Here is a 22,138-nt window from a genome sequence, read left to right as displayed (position 1 = left end):
CCAGCCGGAGAAGAACCATGGCCGACATTGCAGATCCGCGCGCCGTACAAGCAAGCCGCTCGGCAACCGGCGCGCTGGCCAGCCTGTCGCTTGCGATGCTCTTGTCCTCGCTCAGCACCAGCATCGCCAATGTCGCGCTGCCGACGCTGAGCACCGCCTTCGCAGCGTCCTTCCCGGCGGTGCAGTGGGTGGTGCTCGCCTATCTGCTTGCCATCACCTCGATGATCGTCAGCGTCGGTCGGCTGGGCGATCTCGTCGGCCGCCGGCTGCTGCTCACCGCCGGCCTGGTGCTGTTCAGCGCCGCCTCGCTGGCGGCCGCGCTCGCGCCGACCCTGCCGCTGCTGATCGCGGCACGCGCCGCGCAAGGCCTGGGCGCCGCGGTGATGATGGCGCTGACCATTGCCTTCGTCGGCGAGACGGTGCCGAGAGAGCGCACCGGCAGCGCCATGGGCCTGCTCGGCACCATGTCGGCGATCGGCACAGCGCTCGGGCCGTCGCTCGGCGGCGTGCTCATCGCCGCTCTCGGCTGGCGCTCGATCTTCCTCGTCAATGCTGCGCTTGGTGTCGCGGCCATGCTCGCCGCCCGGCGCTTCCTGCCTGCGGGCGAGGCGAGGGGAGATCGCAGCGCGATGAGGGGACGCTTCGACGTGCCAGGCACGATCCTGCTGGCGCTGACGCTCGCCGCCTACGCGCTGGCGATGACGACGGGGCGCGGCCATTTCGGCGGCATGAACGCCGCGCTGCTTGGCATGGCCGCTCTCGGCGCCGGTCTGTTCCTCTACGCCGAGGGCAAGGTGACCTCGCCGCTGGTCAAGCTCGCGTTGTTCCGCGACCCGGTGCTGGCGCCGAACCTCGCCGCGAATGTGCTGGTCTCCACCGTGATAATGGCGACGCTTGTCGTCGGGCCCTTCTTCCTGTCGCGCGCGCTCGGCTTGAGCGAAGCGCTGGTCGGTGCCGTCCTGTCGATCGGTCCGGTCGTCTCGGCGCTGTGCGGCGTCGTCGCCGGCCGCGTCGTCGACCGGTTGGGTGCATCCTCGATGGTTGTCGCCGGATTGGCGATGATGGTCGTCGGCTGCGCTGCGCTCTCTCTGCTGCCGACGCTGTTCGGCGTCGCCGGCTATGCGGCGGCGATCATCCTGCTGACGCCCGGCTACCAGCTCTTCCAGGCGGCGAACAACACCGCAGTCATGGCCGATGTCGACAGCAGCGAGCGCGGCGTGGTGTCGGGCATGCTCGGCCTCTCGCGCAATCTCGGCCTCATCACCGGCACGGCGGTGATGGGCGCGGTGTTTGCGTTCGCGGTGGGGGCGGGGAATATCACAGGCGCCGCGCCGGAGGCGGTGGCGGGCGGGATGCGCGTTACATTTGCGGTGGCGGCGGGGTTGGTGGTGACAGCGATGATGATTGCGGTGGTTGGCGCGCGTAATCTCCCCCTCAAGGGGGGAGACTAGTGCCCTCGCCAATGTAACCCACCCCACATTCCCCACGCCCATCTTGCCGTATCGGCTTTCGTAAATTAGCCGATTTTGATATTGCGATGCGGTCCTCTCTCGCCGCGTCGAGGAGATGCCAGATGGCAGTGGAAGGGAGCCTGGCCGCATGATCGATAGTCCGCAAGCCGGGCTGCTGGATTTATGCGTGCTCGGTGATTTCCAGGTGGCCCGTGGTGGCGAACTCATCGACCTGCCGCCGTCGCGCAAGACGAGAGCCTTGCTCGCTTATCTCGCGGTAACCGGCAAGGCGCACCAGCGCGAGCGGCTTTGCGAGATCTTCTGGGACATTCCCGACGATCCGCGCGGCGCTTTACGCTGGAGCTTGTCCAAGATCCGCCAGGTGCTGGGCGACGACGAATCCGCTTTGGTAGCCGACCGCAACACGGTCTCGCTAAAGGTCGGAACGGACTATGTCCGGCTACTGCCGCTGGTGAGAGGCGACCTTTCCTCTTGGTCGACGGAAGAACTGGAGGCCGTCGCCGGTTCGATCCGCGGAGATTTCCTCGCCGACCTCTCGCTCGAGCGCTGCCTCGAATACCAGGCCTGGCGCGCGGGCGTCGCCAGCGAGGTCGAGATCGTCGAGCTCGGCATATTGCGCGAGCTGGTCGAGCGCCTGGCCGGCGAGCCCAGGCGGGCGCTGCCCTTTGCCCGGCGCCTGCGCCGCCTGCTGCCGGAGGATATCGGCCTGGCGGAAGAGATCGAGGCGCTGGAGGAGAAGGTACGGCTTGCTGCCGCCCAGCCCACGACACGCTCTGCGCCACCCGGCGCGACCCGCGTGGCGAAGGCGCAATCGCCTCCGCCCGCAAAGAGCCCGACAACCACGCAGGACCCTGGCCGCGCCATCCACTTCTGCCGGGCTCTCGACGGCACGAGGCTTGCTTTCGCAAAGACCGGCGGCGGCCCGGCCATCCTTCGCGCCGCGCACTGGATGTCGCATCTGACCTTCGACTGGGATAGCCCGATCTGGCGGCACTGGATGTCGGAACTGTCGAGCGAGAACCAGCTGGTGCGCTACGACGAGCGCTGCAACGGACTATCGCAGCGCCATGTGGTCGACGTCTCGTTCGACACCATGGTGTCGGACCTCGAATGCGTGGTCGAGGCAGCAGGGCTCGATCGCTTCACGCTTCTCGGCCTCTCGCAGAGCTGCGCGGTTTCGATCGCCTATGCCATTCGCCATCCCGAGAAGGTCTCGGGCATGATCCTCTATGGCGGCTATGTCAAAGGCTGGCGGGCGCGCGGCGACGCCGGCGAGATCGCGACGCGCGAGGCCGTGGCGACACTGATGCGCGAGAGCTGGGGCAAGTCGAATCCGATGTTCCGCCAGGCCTTCTGCTCGATGTTCATCCCCGGTGCCACGCACGAACATTTCGCCTGGATGGACGATCTGATGCTGCGCACCGTGTCGCCGGACGACGCCTGGCGCCTGCAAAGCGCCTTCTCCGTGATCGACGTCAGCGATCTGCTTGAAAAGGTGCGGGTGCCGACCCTGGTGCTGCATGCGCGGGAAGACAACGTGGCCCCGGTCGAATCCGGGCGCACCATGGCGGCGGGTATTCCCGGGGCGCGCTTCTTCGAGTTGGAAAGCCAGAACCACATCCTGCTCGAAGGAGAGCCGGCCTTCGACGAGTTCATCGCCCATGTCCGGGCCTTCGTCGCCGAGACGGCGGGGTCGTAGGGCCTGCTTGCCGCCCGTCATCGCTTCTGGCCTTCAGCCCCGGGGCCAGGCGCATTCAGCCCTTGGCGAGCGGCACGGTGAACACCGTCGCGGTGCCGGTCAGGCAAATCTCGCCCGCTTCGTTGCGCACCGATGTCTCCAGCTTGGTGATCGGCTTGTCGGCGCGCACCTCCTTGACCTCGACGCGACCGGTTATCAATTCGCCGACGCCGACCGCCTTGACGAATTTCCATGAGACTTCGAGGAATACCGAACCCGGGCCGGGAATGTCCTCCGCCACCACCGCGTTCAGGATGCCGGAGGTGACTCCGCCCTGCACGATCAGCTTGCCGAACACCGAAGCTTCGGCGAGCCGCTTGTCGTAGTGCAGCGGGTTGCGGTCGCCGGTCATGTCCGCGAACGCGTCGATATCCTGCGGTTGGGTGCGCCGCGAACGCTCGGCGACGGCGCCCACCTGCGGCCGTCCCTTGATGACGCCGATCCATCCGTCCTTCATCAGATGCACAGTCATGGTCTTGCTCCCATTCGGTTGCGATAATGGTTCGAGGCGCCGGGATTTGAAACGCCGGCTGGGGCCTGCGGCTCGTCCTGGTTGGCCGGCGCCCGGTAGGTCGGCTGCCCCATGGTGGGCGAGGCATGGCGGTCCGGCATCGGCTGTCCGGCGAGCGTCTGCACCTCGGCCTTCATGACGGCGCTGAAGCTGCGATGCCGCTCGCCGATATCGGCCAGCGTCCAGTCGAAACCGGCAATGGCATCCGTGGTGTCGAGGACCTGGTTGGCGAAGAGGTCGCGCTCCTGCTGCCAGGCAGCGAAGGCCGCTGCCGAGCCGTCGAGGACTGCGCGCGCCAGGCTCGCCGCATCGCGCAGCGCATCGGAAATACCGTGCGAGGTGATCGGGTCGCGGAAGAAGCCGGCATCGCCGACCAGCGCCCAGCCCGGGCCATAGGCCTGGCGGATGTAGCCCGGAACGCCGCGGAACGCTTGCAGGCGGGCGTCCTTCGGCGCGCGGCTCGCCTGTTCGGCAAGCGCCGGCGAAAGCGCTTCCAGCACCTCCGTGCGGGCGCGCGCATGGCCGAGGCGGAAGCGCTGGTCGAACAGTTTTGTCGGCACCGAAGCGACGATGCAGGCAAGCCCGTCATTGGTGGGAATGAGGGAGCCGGCGATGCCGTCGCGAAAATACCAGTGGTAGCCGACGCCGGGATCGACGGGCGCGTAGCCATAGACATGAGCGGCCGAGACCGTACCGCTTCTGAGCAACTGCGCGTCGCAGCATTTCGCCACCAGCGAGCCGATGCCGTCGGCGCCGACCACGATGTCGGCGCTCACCCGCAGGGCGGCGCGGCCGGCACCACGGATCTCGACGCCGCGCACGCGCCCGCGCGTGTCGGCAAAGAGGTCGCCGACCGCCATGTCGTGCAGGAACTCGGCGCCAGCCTTGCGCGCGGCGTCGACGAGGGTACGGTCGAGCACGGTGCGCCGTGGCGCGATCAGGCCGGGAAGATCCGGTCCGGCGTTGAGTGGAATGGTGATCCCCTCGTCGCCATAGTGGAAGGTCGTCGCCTCGACGATTGGCGTGCCGGCCTCGAGCAGCGCCTCGAACAGGCCCCAGCGCGACAGCTGCAGCACCGCGGGCCGCATCAGCGCATGCGTCGACAGCGTGTCGGAGCCATAGGGCCTGCGGTCGATCGAAAGCACCTTCAGGCCGGCGCGGGCGAGCAGCAGGGCTGTGGACGCGCCGGCGCAGCGCGCGCCGACGATGATGGCGTCGTAATGGGCGCGCTTCGGCGTGGGCGGAAGGGAACGGAGCGGGGTTGTCGGCATCGTCATTGTCCTCAGCCTCAGGCGGCTTGCTGGCCCTTGCGGTCGAGATAGCGGGAGATTTCGGCGGCGATCGCTTGCGCGTCGGCGCCGACGCCGCCGATGAAATTGGAATCGCGCTTGCGCAGGAAGCGGAACCCAATCGCGTAGAGCCCGGGAACGCTGGTGACGCCGCCCTGATGCGCGAGCTCGCCGTCGGCGCCGAGCGCCAGCGGCTCCAGCCAACCGAACGACCGCTGATAGCCGGTCGCCCAGATGATCGTGCGGATCGATCCGTCCGTCAGCGAGAGTTGCCGGCGGCGGACCGGAGGCACCGCCACCGGTTCGGGCCGGCCTGGTCGCGCGTCGCCGGCAAAGCGGTCTATCTCGGCGAGCAGGCGGGCCTGCTTCGCTTCCGCCGCCGCGATCTGCGCCGCAAGATCGTCGGCGAAGGCGATCTCGCGATCGGCAATGCCGCGCACGCGCCCGGTCAGCTCGACGCCCAGCGCCTGCAGGGTGGCGAGGTCGACATCGGCCCTGTCCGGCCGCCCGGCGAGCTGCAGCGAAGGCTGGCGCCTGGCGCTCTCCGGATTGGCGAGATCTTGCGGGCGCTGCGCCATGAAGCCCATCCGGCAGAGCCAGAAGAAGATGTCCTTGCCGCGCCACAGCCTCGGCAGGCGCGTATGCTTGCCGACCGATAGCGTCACGCGCCGGCCGGTCCGCGCCAGCTCGTCGGCGATCTGCACGCCGGAGGAGGAGGCGCCGACGATCAGCACCCCGCCGGGGGGCAGTTCGCCGGGGGAACGATATTGCGAGGCGTGGAGGGAGAGCGGCCCGCCCCCGGTGTCGGACGCGAAAAGGATCATGGGCCGGTCGCAATGGCCGGTGGCCACCACGACGGCCTTGGCGGACCAGTCGCCGGCGCTGGTGCGCAAGGCGAAGCCGCTACCGACACGCTTGCAGGAAAGAACCTCGACGCCGCATTCGATCGGTGCCTGCCAGCGCCCCGCATAGGCCTCCAGGGTCTCGACAAAGGCGGCCTTGCCCATGAAGCCGTCGGGATCGTCGCCCCCATAGGGCGAACCGGGCAGCGCATTCAGCCAGTTCGGCGTCAGGAGCCGGAGCGAGCGCCAGCTCTGCGACCGCCAGCGTTCGCCGATGCGGCCGCGCTCGAGCACGGCATGCTCGATATCGGCTTGGCCGAGGCAATGGCTGAGCGCAAGGCCGGCCTGGCCCCCGCCGACGATGACGACGTCAGCCCGTTTCATGGTTCTTTCCGATGGCGTTGAGGGAGACGGCCGTGTGCGAACCGTCTCCCATAGGGTCATTGGAGTGTCGGCGTCACTGGATGGTCTTGATCCCGACCGTGACCGGCACGCCCTTGGTCAGCACGTCGAAGACGGCAGAGCGGGCGCGGGCCTGTTCGATGAGCTGGGTGAGCTTCTCGGCCGGCGCGTCGCCTTCGACCTCGAACGATACCTGGATGTTCTGGAAGCCGTTGCGCACTTCGTCGGAGATGCCGAGGATGCCGCGCAGGTCGATGTCGCCGTCGACAGAGCACTTGACCCGCGTGAGCTTGATGCCGCGCGCGGCGGCAATGTTGGCGACGCCCGACATCAGGCAGCTCGCCAGCGCATGCAGCAGCCATTCGACCGGGGTCGGCGCATTGTCGGCGCCGCACAGGATCGCCGGATGGTCGCTGTCGGCGTAATAGGGCTTCTCGTGCTTCTGCTCCTGGCCGGCACCGAAGAAGCCATGCATGACGCTCTTGCTGTGCGTGCCCTCGATCCATTCGTTGTGGGCGCGAAACTGGAACTTCGCCAGCTCCGGCTGGCCCGCCACGAAATTGATCGTCGCCATGAGGTTCGGCGTGTCGACGCCGTTGAGCGGAAGTCTTGCAGGCTTGGTGTTGGCAGGTTTGGTGTTGGGTTGCATTTTCTCTACTCCCAAGATTGTTTGCGGCTTGGTTGCCGTGACGCCTTTCTTTGGCGGAAGAGCGTGTGAGCGAGAGTGGGTGCGAGCGTGGAATTTTTGGTACGCGCACCGTGGAAATTGCATCGGACGTTTCGTTTCGCATGCGCGCCCGCGGCCGGAATCCAACGCCGGGAAGGTCGGTCGACGGGGCAGGGCCAAACGCGAAAACCCCGGCGATACCGGGGCTTTTGATCGACCTTCAAGCTGTTTCCGGCCGCCGAAGCGACCCATGCTTCAGTCGCTCATCCCATCCGCGTCGGAGGGCGGAAGGCGGATCGAGGTGCAGTACTCGATCTGCGAGCGGCTGATGCCGAGATCCTTGAGCAGATGGTCCGGCATCGCCTGCAGCGCGGCGCGTTCGCTGCGCATCTTCATGGCGCGATAGGCCAGGCGCGCGGCGCGGCCGACGAAGCCGAACAGGCTGAAGTCGGCGCTGCGGGTTTCATTGGTTGTTCGAGCCAAAGTCGTCATTGTCGTCTCCATTGTTCGTTGGCGGTCAATGGGGACGATGAGGCATGAGCGAGGGAGCGAGCGTTGGAGCCCGCGTCGAAATTGCCGTGGAATCGTCGAGGGCAGGTAATCTCCCCCCCTCGAGGAGGGAGATCAGCAGCTCATTGGACTTCGCCCGGCACAACCCCATATTGAATCCAAGGAGCTTTGAGCGTGAGACTCGCGCGGGTGGCCCTTTTGGCAGCGGCCTTCGTGGCCGCCCTTCTTTTTCCCTTCTCCTCGGCCGGAACGGCCGCGGAGAGGGTTGCTGTCAGCATCGCGATCGACGGCGCCATCGGTCCGGCGAGCTCGCGCCAGTTGAAGGAGGCGCTCAAGGCCGCGGCCGAGCGCAACGCCGCCGTCCTCATCCTGCAGCTCGACACGCCGGGCGGGCTGGTCACCTCGATGCGTGAGATGATCGCCGACATCTTGGCCTCTCCGGTTCCCGTCATCGGCTATGTCGCGCCGGCCGGCGGCCATGCGGCCAGCGCCGGAACCTATATCCTCTACTCCACCCATGTCGCGGCGATGGCCCCCGGCACCAATCTGGGGGCCGCGACGCCGGTCGAGATCGGCGGGCTGCCCTCGCTTCCCGGCGGAGAGAAGGACAACAAGGGCACCGGGCAGCCATCCGCCGACCCAATGATGGCCAAGGTGACCAATGACGCGGTGGCTCTCATCCGCTCGCTCGCTGAGCTGCGCGGGCGCAATGGCGACTGGGGCGAGAAGGCCGTGCGCGAGGCGGCAAGCCTTTCGGCAAGTGCGGCGCTGCAGCAACATGTCATCGACTTCGTCGCCCGCGACACCACCGAGCTGCTGCAACTGGCCGATGGCCGCACCGTCGACGTGGCCGGCAAGAAGGAGGTGCTGGCGACAAAGGGCCTGACCGTCGAGGCGCTGGACCCCGGCTGGTTCATCCGGCTTCTCGCCGTCATCACCGATCCGAACGTCGCCGTTCTCCTGATGCTGATCGGCTTCTACGGCATCGTCTTCGAGGTCACGAGCCCAGGCGCGGTGGCGCCAGGCGTCATCGGCGCCATCTGCATCGTGCTCGCCCTCTATGCGCTCGATCTGCTGCCGATCAATTATACCGGGCTCGCCCTGATGCTGCTCGGCGTCGCCTTCCTCATCGTCGAGGCTTTCAATCCGACGGTTGTGCTGGGGGTCGGCGGCGCGGCCGCCTTCCTGCTCGGCGCGGCCATGCTGCTCAAGGTCGAGGGGCCGGGCTTCGCCATATCGTGGGCCATCATCGGCCCCGCCGCCGCGCTGACGCTGGCGCTCGCGCTGCTTGCCGGCAGCTATCTCTGGGCGGCGCGGCGCAATCCGCCGCGCATCGGCGGCGAGGCCATGCGCGGCCTGCTCGTGGAGATTCTCGACTGGCAGGGCAGCGAGGGCCATGTGCTGGCGCTCGGCGAACGTTGGCGGGCGAAGGCCGACGAACCGATCGCGCCGGGAGATCGCGCGGAGGTGACCGCCGTCGGCGACCTCGTGCTGACGGTGCGGCGGCGCGGTGCCGGAAACGACGGGGCGGGAAACAACGGGCGGGAATCTACGGGGGCAGGAAACGACGGAGCTAAACAATGACAGTCGCTTATGTCGGCTATCTGATCCTCGCGCTGCTGGTGATCATGTTCCTGTCGGCGGCCATCCGTATCCTCAGGGAATATGAGCGCGGCGTGGTCTTCACGCTCGGCCGCTTCACCGGGGTCAAGGGACCGGGCCTCATCATCCTCGTTCCCTTCATCCAGCAGATGGTGCGGGTGGACCTGCGCGTGGTGGTGCAGGACGTGCCGCCGCAGGACGTCATCTCGCGCGACAACGTCTCGGTGAAGGTCAACGCGGTGCTCTATTTCCGCATCGTCGACGCCGAGCGGGCGATCATCCAGGTCGAGGATTTCATGACCGCGACCAACCAGCTGGCGCAGACCACACTGCGCTCGGTGCTGGGCAAGCACGAGCTCGACGAGATGCTGGCCGAGCGCGACAGGCTCAACAGCGACATCCAGGAGATCCTCGACCAGCGCACCGATGCCTGGGGCATTAAGGTCTCCAATGTCGAGATCAAGCACGTCGACCTGAACGAGAGCATGATCCGCGCCATCGCCAAGCAGGCCGAGGCGGAGCGGCTGCGGCGCGCCAAGGTCATCAATGCCGACGGCGAGCAGCAGGCCGCGGCCAAGCTTGTCGAGGCGGGCAAGATGCTGGCCGAAGAGCCACAGGCCATGCAGCTGCGCTATTTCGAGGCCCTGCACGACATCGCCGGCGAGCGCTCTTCGACGGTGGTGTTCCCGCTGCCGATGGATTTGCTCAGGCAGTTCCTGAAGGGGGAGGGGAAGTGAGGCGCGGCCCTCCTTCGTCCACAAGGGGAGAAGGGGGAGCGTTGCACCGCCGCCACGGCGGCTCCGGGGCGAAGCGCTTGCCGATCCAGTCGGCGAAGGCGCGGGTCTTGGCAGCCTGGCCCTTGGCCGAGGGCATGACGACATAGACCGCGCCCTCGTCGGCGAGCGTCCAGTCTTCCAGGACCGGCACCAGCCGCCCGTCGGCGAGCTCGCGTCCGACCAGCCAGTCGGTGCTCATCATCAGACCGACGCCCTGCACCGCCGCCTCGACCAGTACCTCGGCATCATCGCTGACCAGCGGCCCCGAAACCTCGACGCGCATGCGCCGGCCCTCGCGGTCGGTCATCTCCCAGGCCGGAAAGGTCTGGAAGCCGGTGAAGCCGAGGCAGGAATGTTGAAGCAGCGCCTGCGGCGTTTCCGGCCTGCCCCTTCGGGCGAGGTAGGAGGGCGCGGCGCAGAGCAGCCGGCGCCGCGTCGCCACCTTGCGCGCCACCAGGCGCGAATCCTCCAGGCTGCCCAGCCGCACGGCGATGTCGAAATTCTCGGCGACGAGATCGGCGAAGCGGTTGGAGAACTCGGCCTCGATACGGACATCGGGGAACTCCGCGAGGAACTGCGGCAAGAGCGGCCCGATCCACATGCGCCCGAATGTGCCGGGCAGCGCAAGCCTGAGCAGGCCGCGCGGCCCGCCGGCTGCATGCGCCGACGCGGCCGCCTCGGCCTCGTCGACCGAGGCGAGGACGGCGCGCACCCGCGGCAGGAATTCCGCTCCGGCCTCGGTCAGCGACACGCTGCGCGTCGTACGGTGGAGCAGCCTGACGCCGAGCCGCTCCTCCAGTGATTGCAGGCGGCGCGAAAGGATGGTGGCGTCGCGTCCGACCTGCGCGGCTGCCCTGGTGAAGGAGCGCGCCTCGGCGATGGCCGCGAAGGCCGCCATTTCCGAAAGGGCCGCCGGTTCGTAGGATTGCTGCATGGGGCGCAATACTCAAATGTAAAGATCAAGGATTATCGAGAAATAGCGCAGCAGATAGGTTTACTCAACCCGCCAAACGGCAACCCACGGAGTGAACCATGAAAGCCATCGAACTGAGCCAACCCAGGCTGGACGCCTTCCGCGCCACCAATGTCGCCACGCCCGAACCGCAGCGCGGCGAGGTGCTGATCCGCCAGCGCGCCGCGAGCCTGAATTTCGTCGACGTCGCTGTGGCGAGCGGCAATTATCCCGGACCGGTCTTCCCGCTCATTCCGGTCGCCGACGGCGCCGGCGAGATCGTGGCGCTCGGCGAGGGCGTGACGGGGCTCAGCGCTGGCGACCGCGTCGTCGCCCATGCCAAGCCGCGCTGGATCGGCGGCCGGCCGCGTCCTTACGAGATGACGCAGATGCGCGGCATTTCGCTGCCCGGATCGCTCGCCGAATATGTCGCGCTGCCGGCCAATTCGGTCGTGCCGATCCCGTCGCACCTCTCCTTCGAGGCCGCGGCGACGCTACCGATCGCCGGCACCACCGCCTGGAACGCGCTCCGCGCCGCCGATGTCGGGCCGGGCTCGGTGGTCGTGCTGCTCGGTACCGGCGGCGTCTCGATCTTCACGCTGCAGCTCGCCAAGGCGGCCGGGGCCACCGTCATCATCACTTCGTCGTCGGACGAGAAGCTGGAGCGGGCCAAGGCGCTCGGCGCCGATCACCTGATCAACTACCGTGCAACGCCGGACTGGGACGGCAAGGTGCTGGAACTGACCGACGGCCTCGGCGCCGACCTCATCGTCGAGACCGGCGGCACCGCCACCTTCGCGCGCGCCGTCAACGCCACCGCACCGGGCGGCACGCTGTTCACCATCGGCTTCGTCACCGGCGCCGAGGCGACCGTCAACCTGCTGCCGATCATCATCAAGGCGCTGAAGGTGGTTGGCAACAACACCGGATCGGTCTCGGACCTGCGCGACGCCGCCCGCGCCATCGGCACCGCGGGGATCGAGCCGGTCGTCGACAAGGTGTTTTCACAGAACGAAGTCACCGAGGCCTATACCCACATGGCCGCCGGCGGCCTGCATTTCGGGAAATTGGTGTTCGGGTTGGAGTGGTAGGGGAAGCGCCGTCGGAGATCGGCGGCTCAATCCGCTTCGCCGCCCGAGCCCTTGCCGCACTCGGCCAGCACCTTGCCGATCGCCGCGCCGGAGCCTTCCAGCGAAAAGCTCGCTTCGCCATATTTGGCAGCACCGACCGTCGCCTCGCCCTTGCCGCGCAGCAGGGCGAGCAGCGGGTCGGCGGGGCCGGAAAGCTCGGCCGTGAAGTAGTTGTACATCGCTTCCAGGTCGAGCTTCCGCGTCACGGTCTTGCCGCCGGCCTTGAAGGTGAAGGAGGCGTTGATGCCGGGCTCGAGTTGCCCGCCCGCAGCACCGAGATCATAGCTCAGCACCGGCTTGGCAAAGCAGGTCAGCATCAGATGCGCATCGCCCTTCGGCCCGCCGCAGACCGAAGCCGTCATCACGCTGCCGCCTTCGTCCTCCTCCATCTTGGCGGACCACGCGCAGGATGCGGCATGGGCGGGGATGGTGATTGCAAGCGCCAGGATGAGTGTCGGTAACGCGGTTTTCATGGTCCTTCCCCTGCAATAGGGCGATCATACGGAGATTAGCGAAAGCGCGCGAGCGCCAATCTCCCCCATTTGGGCTGCGATTACGCGCACCTTCGCCGCCGCTTGCCGCCGGCCGCAGCTGCTCCACTTATCCACCGACGATTGCATGCGGAGACGACGCAATGACCGACGACGAGGCTGCGATCCGGCAGGTGGTCGAGACCTGGATGACTGCGAGCCGCAAGGGCGATCTGGAGACCGTGCTTGGCCTGATGACGGACGATGTCGTCTTTATGGTTCCCGGTAAGGAACCCTTCGGCAAGGAAGCCTTCGCCGCTGCCTCCAGAGGCATGGGCGAGACGAAGATCGACGGCACTAGCGAGATCGTCGAGCTCAAGCTGCTCGGCGACTGGGCCTATATCCGCAACCGCATCGAGATGACGGCGACGCCGCCGGGCGGCGAAGCCGTGCGGCGGTCGGGCTACACGCTGACGATTTTGCGAAAGGAAGGCGACGGGCGCTGGCGGTTGGCAAGGGATGCGAATTTGCTGGCGCCGAAGGTGTAGGGGCGCCGTCGCCGGAACTGCCAATCTCCCCCCTTGCGGGGGAGATGTCCGGCAGGACAGAGGGGGTGGGAAGGAACGCAGACCTTGAGGATCAACACTCTCTAGCGCGGTCGCTGAGGTAGTGCCGGGGATCGGCTGAGATGATGGCGGACAGCACCCCGCTCTGCCTTGCCAGGCATCTCCCCCGCAAGGGGGGAGATTAAGCGCTCCGCCAACCGCGCCACCCTCAGATCAACTTCTCCAGCGTGATCGGCAAATCCCTTACCCGCTTGCCCGTCGCATGGAACACCGCGTTGGCAATCGCGGGCGCCACGCCGACGATGCCGAGCTCGCCCACGCCCTTGCCGCCGAGCGCGGAAGAATGCGGGTCGGGGATGCCGACCGAGATCGTCTGGATATCGGGGATGTCGGCATTGGTCGGCAGCATATAGTCGGCGAGGTTGCCGTTGACGATGCGGCCGTGGCGGCGGTCGACGATGCCTTCTTCCAGGAGCGCCTGGCCGATGCCCATGATGATGCCGCCCTTCCACTGGCTTTCGGCCAGCTTCGGGTTGTAGAGCCGGCCGGAATCCAGCGCCGACACCACGCGCGAGACACGCACGGTGCCGAAATCCTCGTCGACGCGCACCTCGACGAAATGCGCGCACCAGGAATGGCGCGAATAGTCGCCCTCGGTGTGCGGCAGCGCCATGGCGATGGTGGTGTAGTTGTTGTAGCGCTGCTCCGGCGTGAAGCTGGCCGGAACGGTGTCGCCCTTGGCCTCGATCCGCTCGCGGCCAAGCGTTTCCATCAGCTCGGCGATCGTGAGCTCCGGCCCTTCGCCGCGCGGCGAGGCGATGCGGCCGTCCTTCACGACAAGCGTGTTCGCCTGCAGCTTCTGGAAGGGCGAGCGCGGATCGGAGAGCGCCAGCCCGACCAGTTCGTCGAGTGCCTGGCCGGCCGCCTTGTAGACGGCGCCGGTCATGACGCCGGCAAGCCGCGAGCCGCCGGTGACGCCCGCACGGGCGAAGTGGGAATCCCCCAGCCTCACCAAGACCTGCTCCACTGGCACGCCGAGCGTCTCGGCGGCAGTCTGGGCGAGGATCGTGTAGGTGCCCTGGCCCATGTCGATGGAGGAGCTTTCGACCTCGACCGAACCGTCGGCGAGGATTCTTACAACCGCCTCCCCATGGGCGCGCCGCACCGGATAGGTGCCGGCAGCTATACCCCAGCCGATGAGCTGGTGGCCGTCGCGCATCGAGCGCGGCGCGGCCGAGCGCTTCGCCCAGCCGAAGGCCTCGGCGCCGGCAGCGAAGGCTTCGCGCAGCTGTCGTGTCGACCACTGCTTCTTCGCTTCCGGATCCTGCTCGGCATAGTTGATCAGCCGCATCTCCAGCGGATCCAGCCCAAGCTCATAAGCAAGCTCGTCGATGGCGCATTCGATGCCGAAGGCGCTCGGGTTCTCGCCTGGCGCGCGTTTTGCCCCCGGCACCACCGTGTTCACCCGCACCACATTCTGCTTCGAGGAGAAATTGGGCGTCGCATACATGATCGAGGTGACCGATCCGAGCGGCTCGACCCACATGCCGTCGACCGCCGTTTCGTTGACGCCGCGATGCACGATCGACTGGATCTTGCCGTCTCGGTCGGCGCCGATCGCCACCGTCTGTCGCGTGGCGGCGCGGCCGCCATAGGAGGTGAAATTCTGCGGGCGGTTGAGCACCAGCTTCACCGGGCGGTTCAGCATCTTGGCCGCCGCGGCCGCCACCGCGCTATGCGCGAGCGCCAGCGCCTTCGAGCCAAAGCCGCCGCCGATATAGGGCGAGACCAGCCGGACGTTTTCGAACGGCACGCCGAACCATTCGGCATAGGTGCGCGCCATGCCGTCCAGCCACTGGCTGGGCTCCCAGATGGTGAGCGCGTCGCCTTCCCAGCGCGCGATCAGCCCGTGCGGCTCCATCGCCGCCTGGAACTCGCGTGGCGTGTTGTAGGCCACGCAGACGCGCACCGGCGCCTCGGCGAAGGCGGCTTCGGCGTCGCCCCATTCCTTGGTCATGGCGTCGATCAGGATGCCGTCGCCGGCCTTGCCGTCGCTCAAATCGACGACGGCCGGCGTCTCGTCATAGCTGACCTTGACCAGCGCTGCCGCCGCCACCGCCTGCTCGAAGGTCTCGGCCACCACCGCCGCGACATGCTGGCCGGAATAGGTGACATCGCGGGCCAAAGGGCAATAGGTTTCAGCGGATGGCGGTCTGCCGAACCAGTCCGATGCGCCCTTCAGCTCCATTATGGTGTCGGGGGTCAGCACTGCGAGCACACCGGGCGCGGTCTCGGCCGCGCGCGTGTCGATTTCGGTGACCTTTCCGGCGGCGATGGTCGCGCCGACCAGCACCGCATGCGCCAGCCCTTCGAGCTGCTGCTCGACCGCGTAATGGGCGGCGCCGGTGATCTTGGCCGGGCCGTCGACGCGCGACAGCCTTCCGCCGACCGCTTCCAGGCGGGCGCTGTCCGACGCTGCGTGTTTCATGCCATGAACGGTCATGCCGTCTCTCCCAATTTGAGGATGGCGCGCGCGATGACGCGCGGCGCCAATGCGATCTTGTAGTGGTTGGCGCCATGGTCGACGGCGCCCTCCATGGCGAGCTCGCTCGCCTTGCGCACGGTCGCTTCGTCGAGCGGCTTGCCCTTCAGCGCCTCTTCGACTTCGCGTGCCCGCCACGGCTTTGTCGCGACGCCGCCGAGCGCGACGCGGATGTCGCGGATGGTGCGGCCGTCGGCTTCGAGCTCCAGCCCGACCGCGGCGCTCGCCGCGGCGAATTCATAGGACTGGCGGTCGCGGATCTTCAGATAAGTCGAGCGCCGCGCTGCGGCCGAGCCCGGGATCTCTATTCCCGTGATCACCTCGCCGGGGCGGATGTCGTGCTCCTGCTCGGCGGTGGCGCCGGGGGCGAGGAAGAAGTCCTCGACCTTGAGCTTGCGCTCGCCGAGATCGACCTCGGCGTCGAAGGCGACGAGCGCTATTGCCAGGTCGCCTGGATAGGTGGCGATGCAGGCCTCACTGGTGCCGAGCACCGCATGGCCGCGCGTCACGCCGCCGATCGCCGAGCAGCCGCTGCCCGGCGCACGCTTGTTGCAGGCCGGGAAGTTTTGCGGATCGCGGAAATAGGGGCAGCGCGCGCGCTGCATCAGGTTGCCGCCGATGGTCGCCATGTTGCGAAGCTGCGCCGAGGCTGCCTGCCAGAGCGCTTCCGACACCACCGGAAAGTAGCTCTTTATCTCGGCGCTGTCGGCGACATGGCTCATCTTGGCCAGCGCGCCGATGACGGCGCGGTCCGAGTCGACATCGATGGCGTTCAGCCCCTCGATATGGCTGATGTCGATGACGGTCGAGGGCTCGGCGACGCCGCATTTGGCGAGGTCGACCAGCGTCGTGCCGCCGGCGAGCAGCATGGCGCCGGGAAGGGCAGCCGCATTGCGCGCGGCCTCGACGCTGTCGGCGCGGAGGTAGGAAAAATCTCTCATGCGCGGAGCTCCCTGGCTGCCTGGCGGACGGCGGCGACGATGTGCGGATAGGCACCGCAACGGCACAGATTGCCGGCCATGTATTCGCGGATCTCCTCGTCGGAGCCGGCATGGCCTTCGCGGATGCAGGCCACCGCCGACATGATCTGGCCCGGCGTGCAATAGCCGCACTGGAAGGCGTCCTGTTCGAGGAAGGCGGCCTGCACGGTATGAAGCGTGCCGTCCTCATCGACCAGCCCCTCGATGGTGGTGATCTCGCGGCCCTCGACTTGCGCTGCCAGCGTCAGGCACGCGAGCACGCGTTCGCCGTCGACATGCACGGTGCAGGCGCCGCACTGGCCCTGGTCGCAGCCTTTCTTTGTGCCGGTGAGCGCGAGCCGGTCGCGCAGCGCGTCGAGCAGGGTGACGCGCGGCTCGAGGTCGAGCGCATGGGTCTCGCCGTTGATGGTGAGATGGAGGGACAGGGTGGTCGGGCTGGGCGGGTTGGTTGAGCCGCTGGCGGCATCGTCATTCCTGAAATGGCCGTCTTCGGGAGGATCGATGATGGGCTGGCCTGTGTGGATTTGACTTGTCATGGGGCGTCGGGCTCCGATTGCTGGACGCTAGGCGGATGGAAATGGGGCTTGGAGGGAGAGGGGCAAGGCGTGGAAGCTGCTAATCTCCCCCCTTGGGGGGGATGTCCGGCAGGACAGAAGGGGTCGTCTCACGTAGAGCGCCGGCGCGGTCTGTCGTCGCGCAAGGCGCTGGCGCTTCACGCGCAACGACCCCCTCTGTCGCCTTCGGCGACATCTCCCCCTCGAGGGGGGAGGTTTGGCGCTCAACACGTGACATACCGCTTCCCCTGATTATATGATAAAGGTGCTCCACTAAAACGGAGGCGCCTCCGTTTATTTACGTGGGGGCTGATCCGCGTCGGTTCAAGCCCCATATTGCCAGAGTGGAGAAAAAACTGTCCGACGAGCCGCCAGAGACCGCCGAAAAGCCTGAGGTGCCGGCACAGAAGCCGCTGCGCGCCGACGCGCAGCGCAACCGCGACAAGCTCGTCGAGGTGGCGGCGCAGGCTTTCGCGGCCGACGGCGTCGATGCCTCGCTGGAGGAGATCGCGAAACGGGCAGGGGTCGGCATCGGCACGCTCTACCGGCATTTCCCGACGCGAGAGCATCTGGTCGAGGTGGTCTATCGCCGCGAGGTGGAAGGGCTCTGCCAGGCGGCCGACGAACTCGCCCGCGATCATCCGGCCGACGTCGCGCTGGAACTCTGGATGCAGCGCTTCGTCGTCTATATCGCCACCAAGCGCGGCCTGGCCACAAGCCTTCGCATCCTGCTCACCACCAACTCGACGCTGTTCTCTGACACGTCCGGACGCGTCTCGGGCGCTATGCGAAGCCTGGTCGAGGCGGCCGCCGCCGCGGGAAAAATCCGCGCCGACGTCGACGCCTCGGATGTGATGCATGCGCTCGGCGGCATCTACTCCGCCCCCAACACGCCCGACTGGCGCGAGCGCTCGGGACGGCTGGTGAAGCTGTTGATGGATGGGCTGAGGTTCGGGGCGAGGGGGTAGCGCCTCTCCTTCTCCCCTTGTGGGAGAAGGTGTCGCCGAAGGCGACGGATGAGGGGTGTTCCAGCGGAATGAGACGCTGGCGTTCCATCCGTCTCGGCGCTGCGCGCCGATCCACCTTCTCCCACAAGGGGAGAAGGAATAAACCCTCAATGCTTGCGCTCGCCAAACCGCGAAACCGCCTCGATGAGCTGTCTGGTCTCGACGGGCTTCGACAGCCTTGGCGAATCCCGGAACTGCTCGGGAAAGATCGTGGAGCTGTCATAGCCGGTGAGGAAAACAAAAGGGACATCGCGCGTGGCGAGGTGCTCGGCGAGCGGGAAGCTGCGTTCGCCATGCAGGTTGACGTCGAGCACCGCCCCGTCCAGCTCGACGCCATCGATCTGCTCGAGCGCCTGTTTGACGGAGGGCGCGGGACCGACGACATCGCAGCCTGCATCGGTCAATTCGTCGGAGAGATCGAGCGCAACCAGGAACGAGTCCTCGACGACGAGGATCTTAAGGCCGGACAATGGGGCGCTCTTGTTCATTCGTGCCAGGCAACTGGTCGACGGTTTCCGTTTGGGACAAGGGAATCTCAAGCCGGCACTCCAGGCCGGCAGGTCTGAAGTTCAATTCGACACTTCCCCTCAATTCGTACTCTAAACTCTGCTGGATGAAAGTTGTTCCAAAATTCATGCGGGATGGCTTTTCTACCGCTGGACCGCCGATTTCCTTCCAGGTGACCGACAGCACGCCCGGCTTCGCGAAGCCCCAGGAGACTTCGACGCGCCCGGTATCGACGGAAAGCGCTCCGTATTTGGCGGCGTTGCTGGCAAGCTCGAAGAACACCATGCCGAGCGTCGCCGCCGTCACTCCATCGAGGTGGAGCGGCCGGCCGCGGACAACGAGGCTCTGGCGTTCGCTGCTGTAGGGAGAGAGCATCGCCCTGAGCAGCTGCTCGAGGTCGGCATCGCCCCAATTGTAGGACGACAGCACCTCATGCGTACGGGCCATCGCGTGCAGCCGATCCTGGAACGAGGTCGAGAATTCGCCCATCGAATTTGACGAGCGGATCATGCGCGAGGCCAGCGCCGTGATCGTGGCGAGGATGTTTTTTACGCGGTGCTGCAGTTCGTGCAGAAGCCTTTCCTGGCTGCGTTCCGCTTCCTTGTGGTTCGATATGTCGACCAGGGTCGCAATCGCGCCGCGCACCTTGCCGGATTCGTCGAACAGCGGATTGGCCGACATCATCACGTCGATGCTCGATCCGTCCGACCGTGCGATCCGCGCCTCATAGCCGGGGATGGCCTTGCCCGTTCGCATCGCCTTCTGCAGGAGCTGATCGCCCGTTGCCACTGCAGCGCCGTCGATCATCAGCGGCAGCCCGGCCGGCACCTGCGTCAGCTTGCCGTCCGTGGCGCGCCGTCCGGCGAGTTCCGTCGCGCGGCGGTTGGCGCGGATCGCCTCGCCGTTACCGTCTTCGGCGATGAAGATGCCCACCGGCACGAGGTCCAGCAGCGTTTCCAGGCTTTCGACACGGTTGCGCAGATCATGCGAGAGCGCGCCGATCCTTTCCTCCGCCCGCGCGATCTGTGTGACGTCGACGAAGGTGACGACGACGCCGGCGATGACATTGTCGACCGTGCGGTAGGGCAGCACGCGCATGATGTAGCGCTTGCTGTTCTCGGCGCCCTCGATCTGCCGCTCGATCGTGCCGAGCCTATGCAGCACATGTTCCATGTCGGCCTGCAGCCCGTCGGCGGGGAAACGCGGGCGCACATGCGCGAGCGGCCGGCCGACATCGCTCTCGACCAGCCTGAACAGGTCGCGCGCAGTCGGCGTGAAGCTCTTGATGCAGAGGTCGCGGTCGAGGAACACGGTGGCGATCTGCGTGCTTTCGAGCAGGTTCGCCATGTCGTTGTTGGCGCGGCTGAGCTCGTCGACGCGGATATTGAGCTCGGCATTGACGGTCTGCAGCTCCTCGTTGATCGACTGCAGCTCTTCCTTGGAGGTTTCCAGCTCTTCGTTGGAGGACTGCAGTTCCTCGTTGATCGAGGACAGTTCCTCGTTCGAGGATTTCAGCTCCTCGTTGGAGGATTCGAGCTCCTCCGTCGTGATCTGCAGCCGCTCCCTGGTTTCTCTCAGCTCCTTTTCGAGCTGGCTGACATTGGCGCTTTCGACATCGTCGGTGGTGTGGACCGGCTCGTCCTCGGCCTCCGGCTTGATGCCGCCGATGTCGCGGAAGACCAGCATGTAGAGCGGGTCGGGCGAGCCGTCGGGCGGCAGCGGCTGCACGGCCAGGCTGATCGTCTGGCGCCCGCCATTGGTGCCGATGCTGATCTTGTTCTGGACCGCCACCTGTCCGGTGCTGACCGCCTTGTGGAGCGCCGCCCGCAAATCCATGCGCAGCCCGCGGCGCGCCATGGAAAAGACGTTGTGGTCGGGGGCGCCTGCGGCGAGCTCCAGATATTTGCCCGTGCCTCCCGAACTGTGCATCAGCTCGCCGTCGGCGTTGATGATGACATAGGCGGGCGCATAGCGCTCGACGAGAACGCGTTCCGCAACCTCCCGCAAGGTACTCGCCGGCGCCCCCCGGCGTGCAAGCGGGAGCGCCGGCCTGGCCGCGGCCGCCAGCGGGAATTCCGGCAGCCGCTGCATGGCGACTCCGCTTCGCTTCTGGAAGATGCGGCTCGCCTTGTCGACGGTCGAGAACAGGCGCCCGTGGCGCGTGACGTTCTCCGAGGAGCCGAGGAACAGATAGCCGTTGTTGCGCAGCGCGTAATGGAAGATCGGGACGATCTTCTCCTGCAGCTCCGGTCCCATGTAGATCAAAAGGTTCCGGCAGGCGATCAGGTCGAGCTTGGAAAAGGGCGGATCGCGCAACAGATTATGCGCCGAGAACAGGCAGATTTCTCGCAGATCGGAGGCGATACGATAGGTGCCGTCCTCGCGCGAGAAAAACTCCTTGAGGCGCTTGGGCGTCACATCGGTCGCGATCGTCGCCGGATAGCGGCCGGCGCGGGCCACTTCCAGGGCGCGCTCGTCGATGTCGGTGGCGAAGATCTGCAGGTTGGGCGAGGCGGCACCGCGCGGCGCGTTCTCCTTCAGGAGCATGGCGATCGAATAGGCTTCCTCGCCGGTGGCGCAGCCTGGCACCCAGACCCTGATCGTCTCGTCAGGCTTGCGGTCCTCGAAAAGCTTGGGAATGACGAAGCGTTCGAGCGCCTCGAAGGCCTGCGGGTCGCGGAAGAAGCTGGTCACGCCGATCAGCAGGTCCTGGAACAGAAGGTCCACCTGCTGCGGCTCGTCGCGCAGCCGCTCGTAGAAGGCGGCCGGCTCGTCGATCTGAAGCACCTGCATGCGGCGCTGGATACGCCGCAGGATGGTGTTGTCCTTGTAGCCGCTGAAATCATGGCCGGTGCGTGTGCGAAGCAGCGCCGCGATGCGCGAAAGCTGTTCCGCCACGTCGCGCTTGCGCCGGTCGCGCTCGCTTTCGGTACGGTTGGCGTGGCTGAAATAGCCGACCAGCTTCGCGGCCATTTGTTCCGCGGGAAGCACCATGTCGATCATGCCGCTCTGGACGGCGCTGCGCATCATGCCGTCATATTCGGCGCTCTCCTGGGCCAGCGTCAGCCCGCCGCGCTCCTTGATTGCCCTCAGCCCGATGGTGCCGTCGCTGCCCGTTCCGGAAAGGATTATCCCGGCCGCATTCTCAGCCTGGTCGTGCGCCAGCGAGGCGAAGAAATCGTCGATCGGCGTTCGTCTGGCACGCATGGTGGTCATCTTGGCTACGTGAAAACGCTGCCCTTCGACTGTCACCGAGACGCCCGGAGGGGTGACGTAGATGTGGTCGGGCTCGATCTCCAGCCCCTCGGCCGCAGTTTTCGTTTCGATTGCGGTGCAGCGCTGAATGATGCTTGCGAGCACGCTTTCGTGCTCGGCGTCGAGATGCTGGATCACCACATAGGCAAAGCCGCTGTCGGCTGGAACTTCCGGAAAGAGTGTCTGCAGCGCCGCGATACCACCAGCCGACGCGCCGATGCCGATGATGGGGAAGGGCGCGGGCTGTTCCCCGGCCTCGCGCGAACTAGCTCTTGCCTTCCTTGTGCTTGCTTTCCTCGTCGACCGAGCCATTGCCTGTTACCTGAACCCGTCTGCTTTCGAGGATGCTCTCGATGAGAGCCGCAT

19 protein-coding genes are annotated in these 22,138 nt (G+C 66.7%); 7 read left to right on the top strand and 12 right to left on the bottom strand.

The features are described from left to right. Positions 1-17 precede the first annotated feature (17 nt). Both ABID26_RS00095 and ABID26_RS00090 read left to right on the top strand, forming a co-directional pair. A complete protein-coding gene (locus ABID26_RS00095; RefSeq protein ID WP_354413207.1) occupies positions 18-1,451 on the top strand; it encodes an MFS transporter in 1,434 nt (477 codons plus the stop codon). 148 nt (positions 1,452-1,599) lie between these two features. Next, a complete protein-coding gene (locus tag ABID26_RS00090; RefSeq protein ID WP_292303962.1) occupies positions 1,600-3,171 on the top strand; it encodes a bifunctional AfsR/SARP family transcriptional regulator/alpha/beta hydrolase in 1,572 nt (523 codons plus the stop codon). Between the two features lie 55 nt (positions 3,172-3,226). On the opposite strand, the gene ABID26_RS00085 is transcribed toward ABID26_RS00090, so the two are convergent. The 5 genes from ABID26_RS00085 to ABID26_RS00065 all read right to left on the bottom strand — a co-directional run bounded on the left by ABID26_RS00085 (position 3,227) and on the right by ABID26_RS00065 (position 7,413). Beyond that, complete coding sequence (locus ABID26_RS00085) at positions 3,227-3,682, bottom strand: MaoC family dehydratase (RefSeq protein ID WP_126100836.1); 456 nt, start codon at positions 3,680-3,682, stop codon at positions 3,227-3,229. After that, positions 3,679-4,992, bottom strand: coding sequence for an NAD(P)/FAD-dependent oxidoreductase (locus tag ABID26_RS00080; RefSeq protein WP_292303964.1), 1,314 nt, complete (start codon positions 4,990-4,992; stop codon positions 3,679-3,681). Before ABID26_RS00080 ends, ABID26_RS00085 begins: the two co-directional genes overlap by 4 nt. A gap of 17 nt (positions 4,993-5,009) precedes the next feature. Continuing rightward, a complete protein-coding gene (locus tag ABID26_RS00075; RefSeq protein ID WP_354413204.1) occupies positions 5,010-6,236 on the bottom strand; it encodes a flavin-containing monooxygenase in 1,227 nt (408 codons plus the stop codon). A gap of 73 nt (positions 6,237-6,309) precedes the next feature. After that, positions 6,310-6,903, bottom strand: a complete 594-nt coding sequence (locus ABID26_RS00070; RefSeq protein WP_292303967.1) for an OsmC family protein — start codon at positions 6,901-6,903, stop codon at positions 6,310-6,312. A 273-nt stretch (positions 6,904-7,176) separates the two neighbouring features. Beyond that, positions 7,177-7,413, bottom strand: coding sequence for a DUF1127 domain-containing protein (locus ABID26_RS00065; RefSeq protein ID WP_292303969.1), 237 nt, complete (start codon positions 7,411-7,413; stop codon positions 7,177-7,179). A gap of 192 nt (positions 7,414-7,605) precedes the next feature. Between ABID26_RS00065 and ABID26_RS00060 the strand changes: the two genes are divergently transcribed. Continuing rightward, positions 7,606-9,015, top strand: a complete 1,410-nt coding sequence (locus ABID26_RS00060; RefSeq protein ID WP_292303970.1) for an NfeD family protein — start codon at positions 7,606-7,608, stop codon at positions 9,013-9,015. Continuing rightward, positions 9,012-9,770 (top strand): slipin family protein, encoded by a 759-nt coding sequence (locus ABID26_RS00055; protein WP_126100830.1) that lies wholly within the window; start codon positions 9,012-9,014, stop codon positions 9,768-9,770. The genes ABID26_RS00060 and ABID26_RS00055 overlap by 4 nt, the downstream gene beginning before the upstream one ends. Here the strand turns inward: ABID26_RS00055 and ABID26_RS00050 are convergent. Beyond that, a complete protein-coding gene (locus tag ABID26_RS00050; protein WP_292303972.1) occupies positions 9,739-10,743 on the bottom strand; it encodes a LysR family transcriptional regulator in 1,005 nt (334 codons plus the stop codon). The genes ABID26_RS00055 and ABID26_RS00050 overlap by 32 nt on opposite strands. A 98-nt stretch (positions 10,744-10,841) precedes the next feature. Between ABID26_RS00050 and ABID26_RS00045 the strand changes: the two genes are divergently transcribed. Beyond that, positions 10,842-11,852: a zinc-dependent alcohol dehydrogenase family protein gene (locus ABID26_RS00045; RefSeq protein WP_292303974.1), complete on the top strand. Its 1,011-nt coding sequence runs from the start codon at positions 10,842-10,844 to the stop codon at positions 11,850-11,852. Between the two features lie 26 nt (positions 11,853-11,878). Here ABID26_RS00045 and ABID26_RS00040 read toward each other — a convergent pair whose 3' ends face one another. Continuing rightward, a complete protein-coding gene (locus ABID26_RS00040) occupies positions 11,879-12,364 on the bottom strand; it encodes a hypothetical protein (RefSeq protein WP_292303976.1) in 486 nt (161 codons plus the stop codon). Between the two features lie 161 nt (positions 12,365-12,525). Between ABID26_RS00040 and ABID26_RS00035 the strand changes: the two genes are divergently transcribed. Next, a complete protein-coding gene (locus ABID26_RS00035; protein ID WP_292303978.1) occupies positions 12,526-12,909 on the top strand; it encodes an SgcJ/EcaC family oxidoreductase in 384 nt (127 codons plus the stop codon). 226 nt (positions 12,910-13,135) lie between these two features. Here ABID26_RS00035 and ABID26_RS00030 read toward each other — a convergent pair whose 3' ends face one another. Genes ABID26_RS00030 through ABID26_RS00020 form a run of 3 tightly spaced genes read right to left on the bottom strand, consistent with a single transcriptional unit; the run spans position 13,136 to position 16,874 of the window. Further along, positions 13,136-15,430, bottom strand: coding sequence for a xanthine dehydrogenase family protein molybdopterin-binding subunit (locus tag ABID26_RS00030; protein WP_292303979.1), 2,295 nt, complete (start codon positions 15,428-15,430; stop codon positions 13,136-13,138). After that, a complete protein-coding gene (locus tag ABID26_RS00025) occupies positions 15,427-16,410 on the bottom strand; it encodes an FAD binding domain-containing protein (RefSeq protein ID WP_292303981.1) in 984 nt (327 codons plus the stop codon). The genes ABID26_RS00030 and ABID26_RS00025 overlap by 4 nt, the downstream gene beginning before the upstream one ends. Next, positions 16,407-16,874, bottom strand: coding sequence for a (2Fe-2S)-binding protein (locus ABID26_RS00020; protein ID WP_354414200.1), 468 nt, complete (start codon positions 16,872-16,874; stop codon positions 16,407-16,409). The genes ABID26_RS00025 and ABID26_RS00020 overlap by 4 nt, the downstream gene beginning before the upstream one ends. A 473-nt stretch (positions 16,875-17,347) precedes the next feature. Between ABID26_RS00020 and ABID26_RS00015 the strand changes: the two genes are divergently transcribed. After that, positions 17,348-17,971 carry a TetR/AcrR family transcriptional regulator gene (locus tag ABID26_RS00015; RefSeq protein WP_435528528.1) on the top strand — a complete coding sequence of 208 codons (624 nt, stop codon included), beginning with the start codon at positions 17,348-17,350 and terminating at the stop codon, positions 17,969-17,971. A gap of 146 nt (positions 17,972-18,117) precedes the next feature. Here ABID26_RS00015 and ABID26_RS00010 read toward each other — a convergent pair whose 3' ends face one another. Both ABID26_RS00010 and ABID26_RS00005 read right to left on the bottom strand, forming a co-directional pair. Beyond that, a complete protein-coding gene (locus ABID26_RS00010) occupies positions 18,118-18,480 on the bottom strand; it encodes a response regulator (protein ID WP_245459999.1) in 363 nt (120 codons plus the stop codon). After that, a complete protein-coding gene (locus ABID26_RS00005; RefSeq protein ID WP_354413199.1) occupies positions 18,467-22,084 on the bottom strand; it encodes a CheR family methyltransferase in 3,618 nt (1,205 codons plus the stop codon). Before ABID26_RS00005 ends, ABID26_RS00010 begins: the two co-directional genes overlap by 14 nt. Positions 22,085-22,138: the final 54 nt, after the last annotated feature.

This window comes from Mesorhizobium shonense (assembly GCF_040545255.1).
Lineage (GTDB): Bacteria > Pseudomonadota > Alphaproteobacteria > Rhizobiales > Rhizobiaceae > Mesorhizobium > Mesorhizobium shonense.
The sequence above is the reverse complement of the archived record's forward strand: the minus strand, read 5'-3'. Positions and strand labels throughout refer to the sequence as shown.

Bases quoted from the DNA above. Each gene is read 5' to 3' on its own strand.
- ABID26_RS00095 (WP_354413207.1), top strand. From the start codon at position 18: ATGGCCGACATTGCAGATCCGCGCGCCGTACAAGCAAGCCGCTCGGCA.
- ABID26_RS00025 (WP_292303981.1), bottom strand. From the start codon at position 16,410: ATGAGAGATTTTTCCTACCTCCGCGCCGACAGCGTCGAGGCCGCGCGC.
- ABID26_RS00065 (WP_292303969.1), bottom strand. From the start codon at position 7,413: ATGACGACTTTGGCTCGAACAACCAATGAAACCCGCAGCGCCGACTTC.
- ABID26_RS00075 (WP_354413204.1), bottom strand. From the start codon at position 6,236: ATGAAACGGGCTGACGTCGTCATCGTCGGCGGGGGCCAGGCCGGCCTT.
- ABID26_RS00005 (WP_354413199.1), bottom strand. From the start codon at position 22,084: ATGGCTCGGTCGACGAGGAAAGCAAGCACAAGGAAGGCAAGAGCTAGT.
- ABID26_RS00040 (WP_292303976.1), bottom strand. From the start codon at position 12,364: ATGAAAACCGCGTTACCGACACTCATCCTGGCGCTTGCAATCACCATC.
- ABID26_RS00085 (WP_126100836.1), bottom strand. From the start codon at position 3,682: ATGACTGTGCATCTGATGAAGGACGGATGGATCGGCGTCATCAAGGGA.
- ABID26_RS00070 (WP_292303967.1), bottom strand. From the start codon at position 6,903: ATGCAACCCAACACCAAACCTGCCAACACCAAGCCTGCAAGACTTCCG.
- ABID26_RS00080 (WP_292303964.1), bottom strand. From the start codon at position 4,992: ATGCCGACAACCCCGCTCCGTTCCCTTCCGCCCACGCCGAAGCGCGCC.
- ABID26_RS00045 (WP_292303974.1), top strand. From the start codon at position 10,842: ATGAAAGCCATCGAACTGAGCCAACCCAGGCTGGACGCCTTCCGCGCC.
- ABID26_RS00090 (WP_292303962.1), top strand. From the start codon at position 1,600: ATGATCGATAGTCCGCAAGCCGGGCTGCTGGATTTATGCGTGCTCGGT.
- ABID26_RS00035 (WP_292303978.1), top strand. From the start codon at position 12,526: ATGACCGACGACGAGGCTGCGATCCGGCAGGTGGTCGAGACCTGGATG.
- ABID26_RS00030 (WP_292303979.1), bottom strand. From the start codon at position 15,430: ATGACCGTTCATGGCATGAAACACGCAGCGTCGGACAGCGCCCGCCTG.
- ABID26_RS00055 (WP_126100830.1), top strand. From the start codon at position 9,012: ATGACAGTCGCTTATGTCGGCTATCTGATCCTCGCGCTGCTGGTGATC.
- ABID26_RS00050 (WP_292303972.1), bottom strand. From the start codon at position 10,743: ATGCAGCAATCCTACGAACCGGCGGCCCTTTCGGAAATGGCGGCCTTC.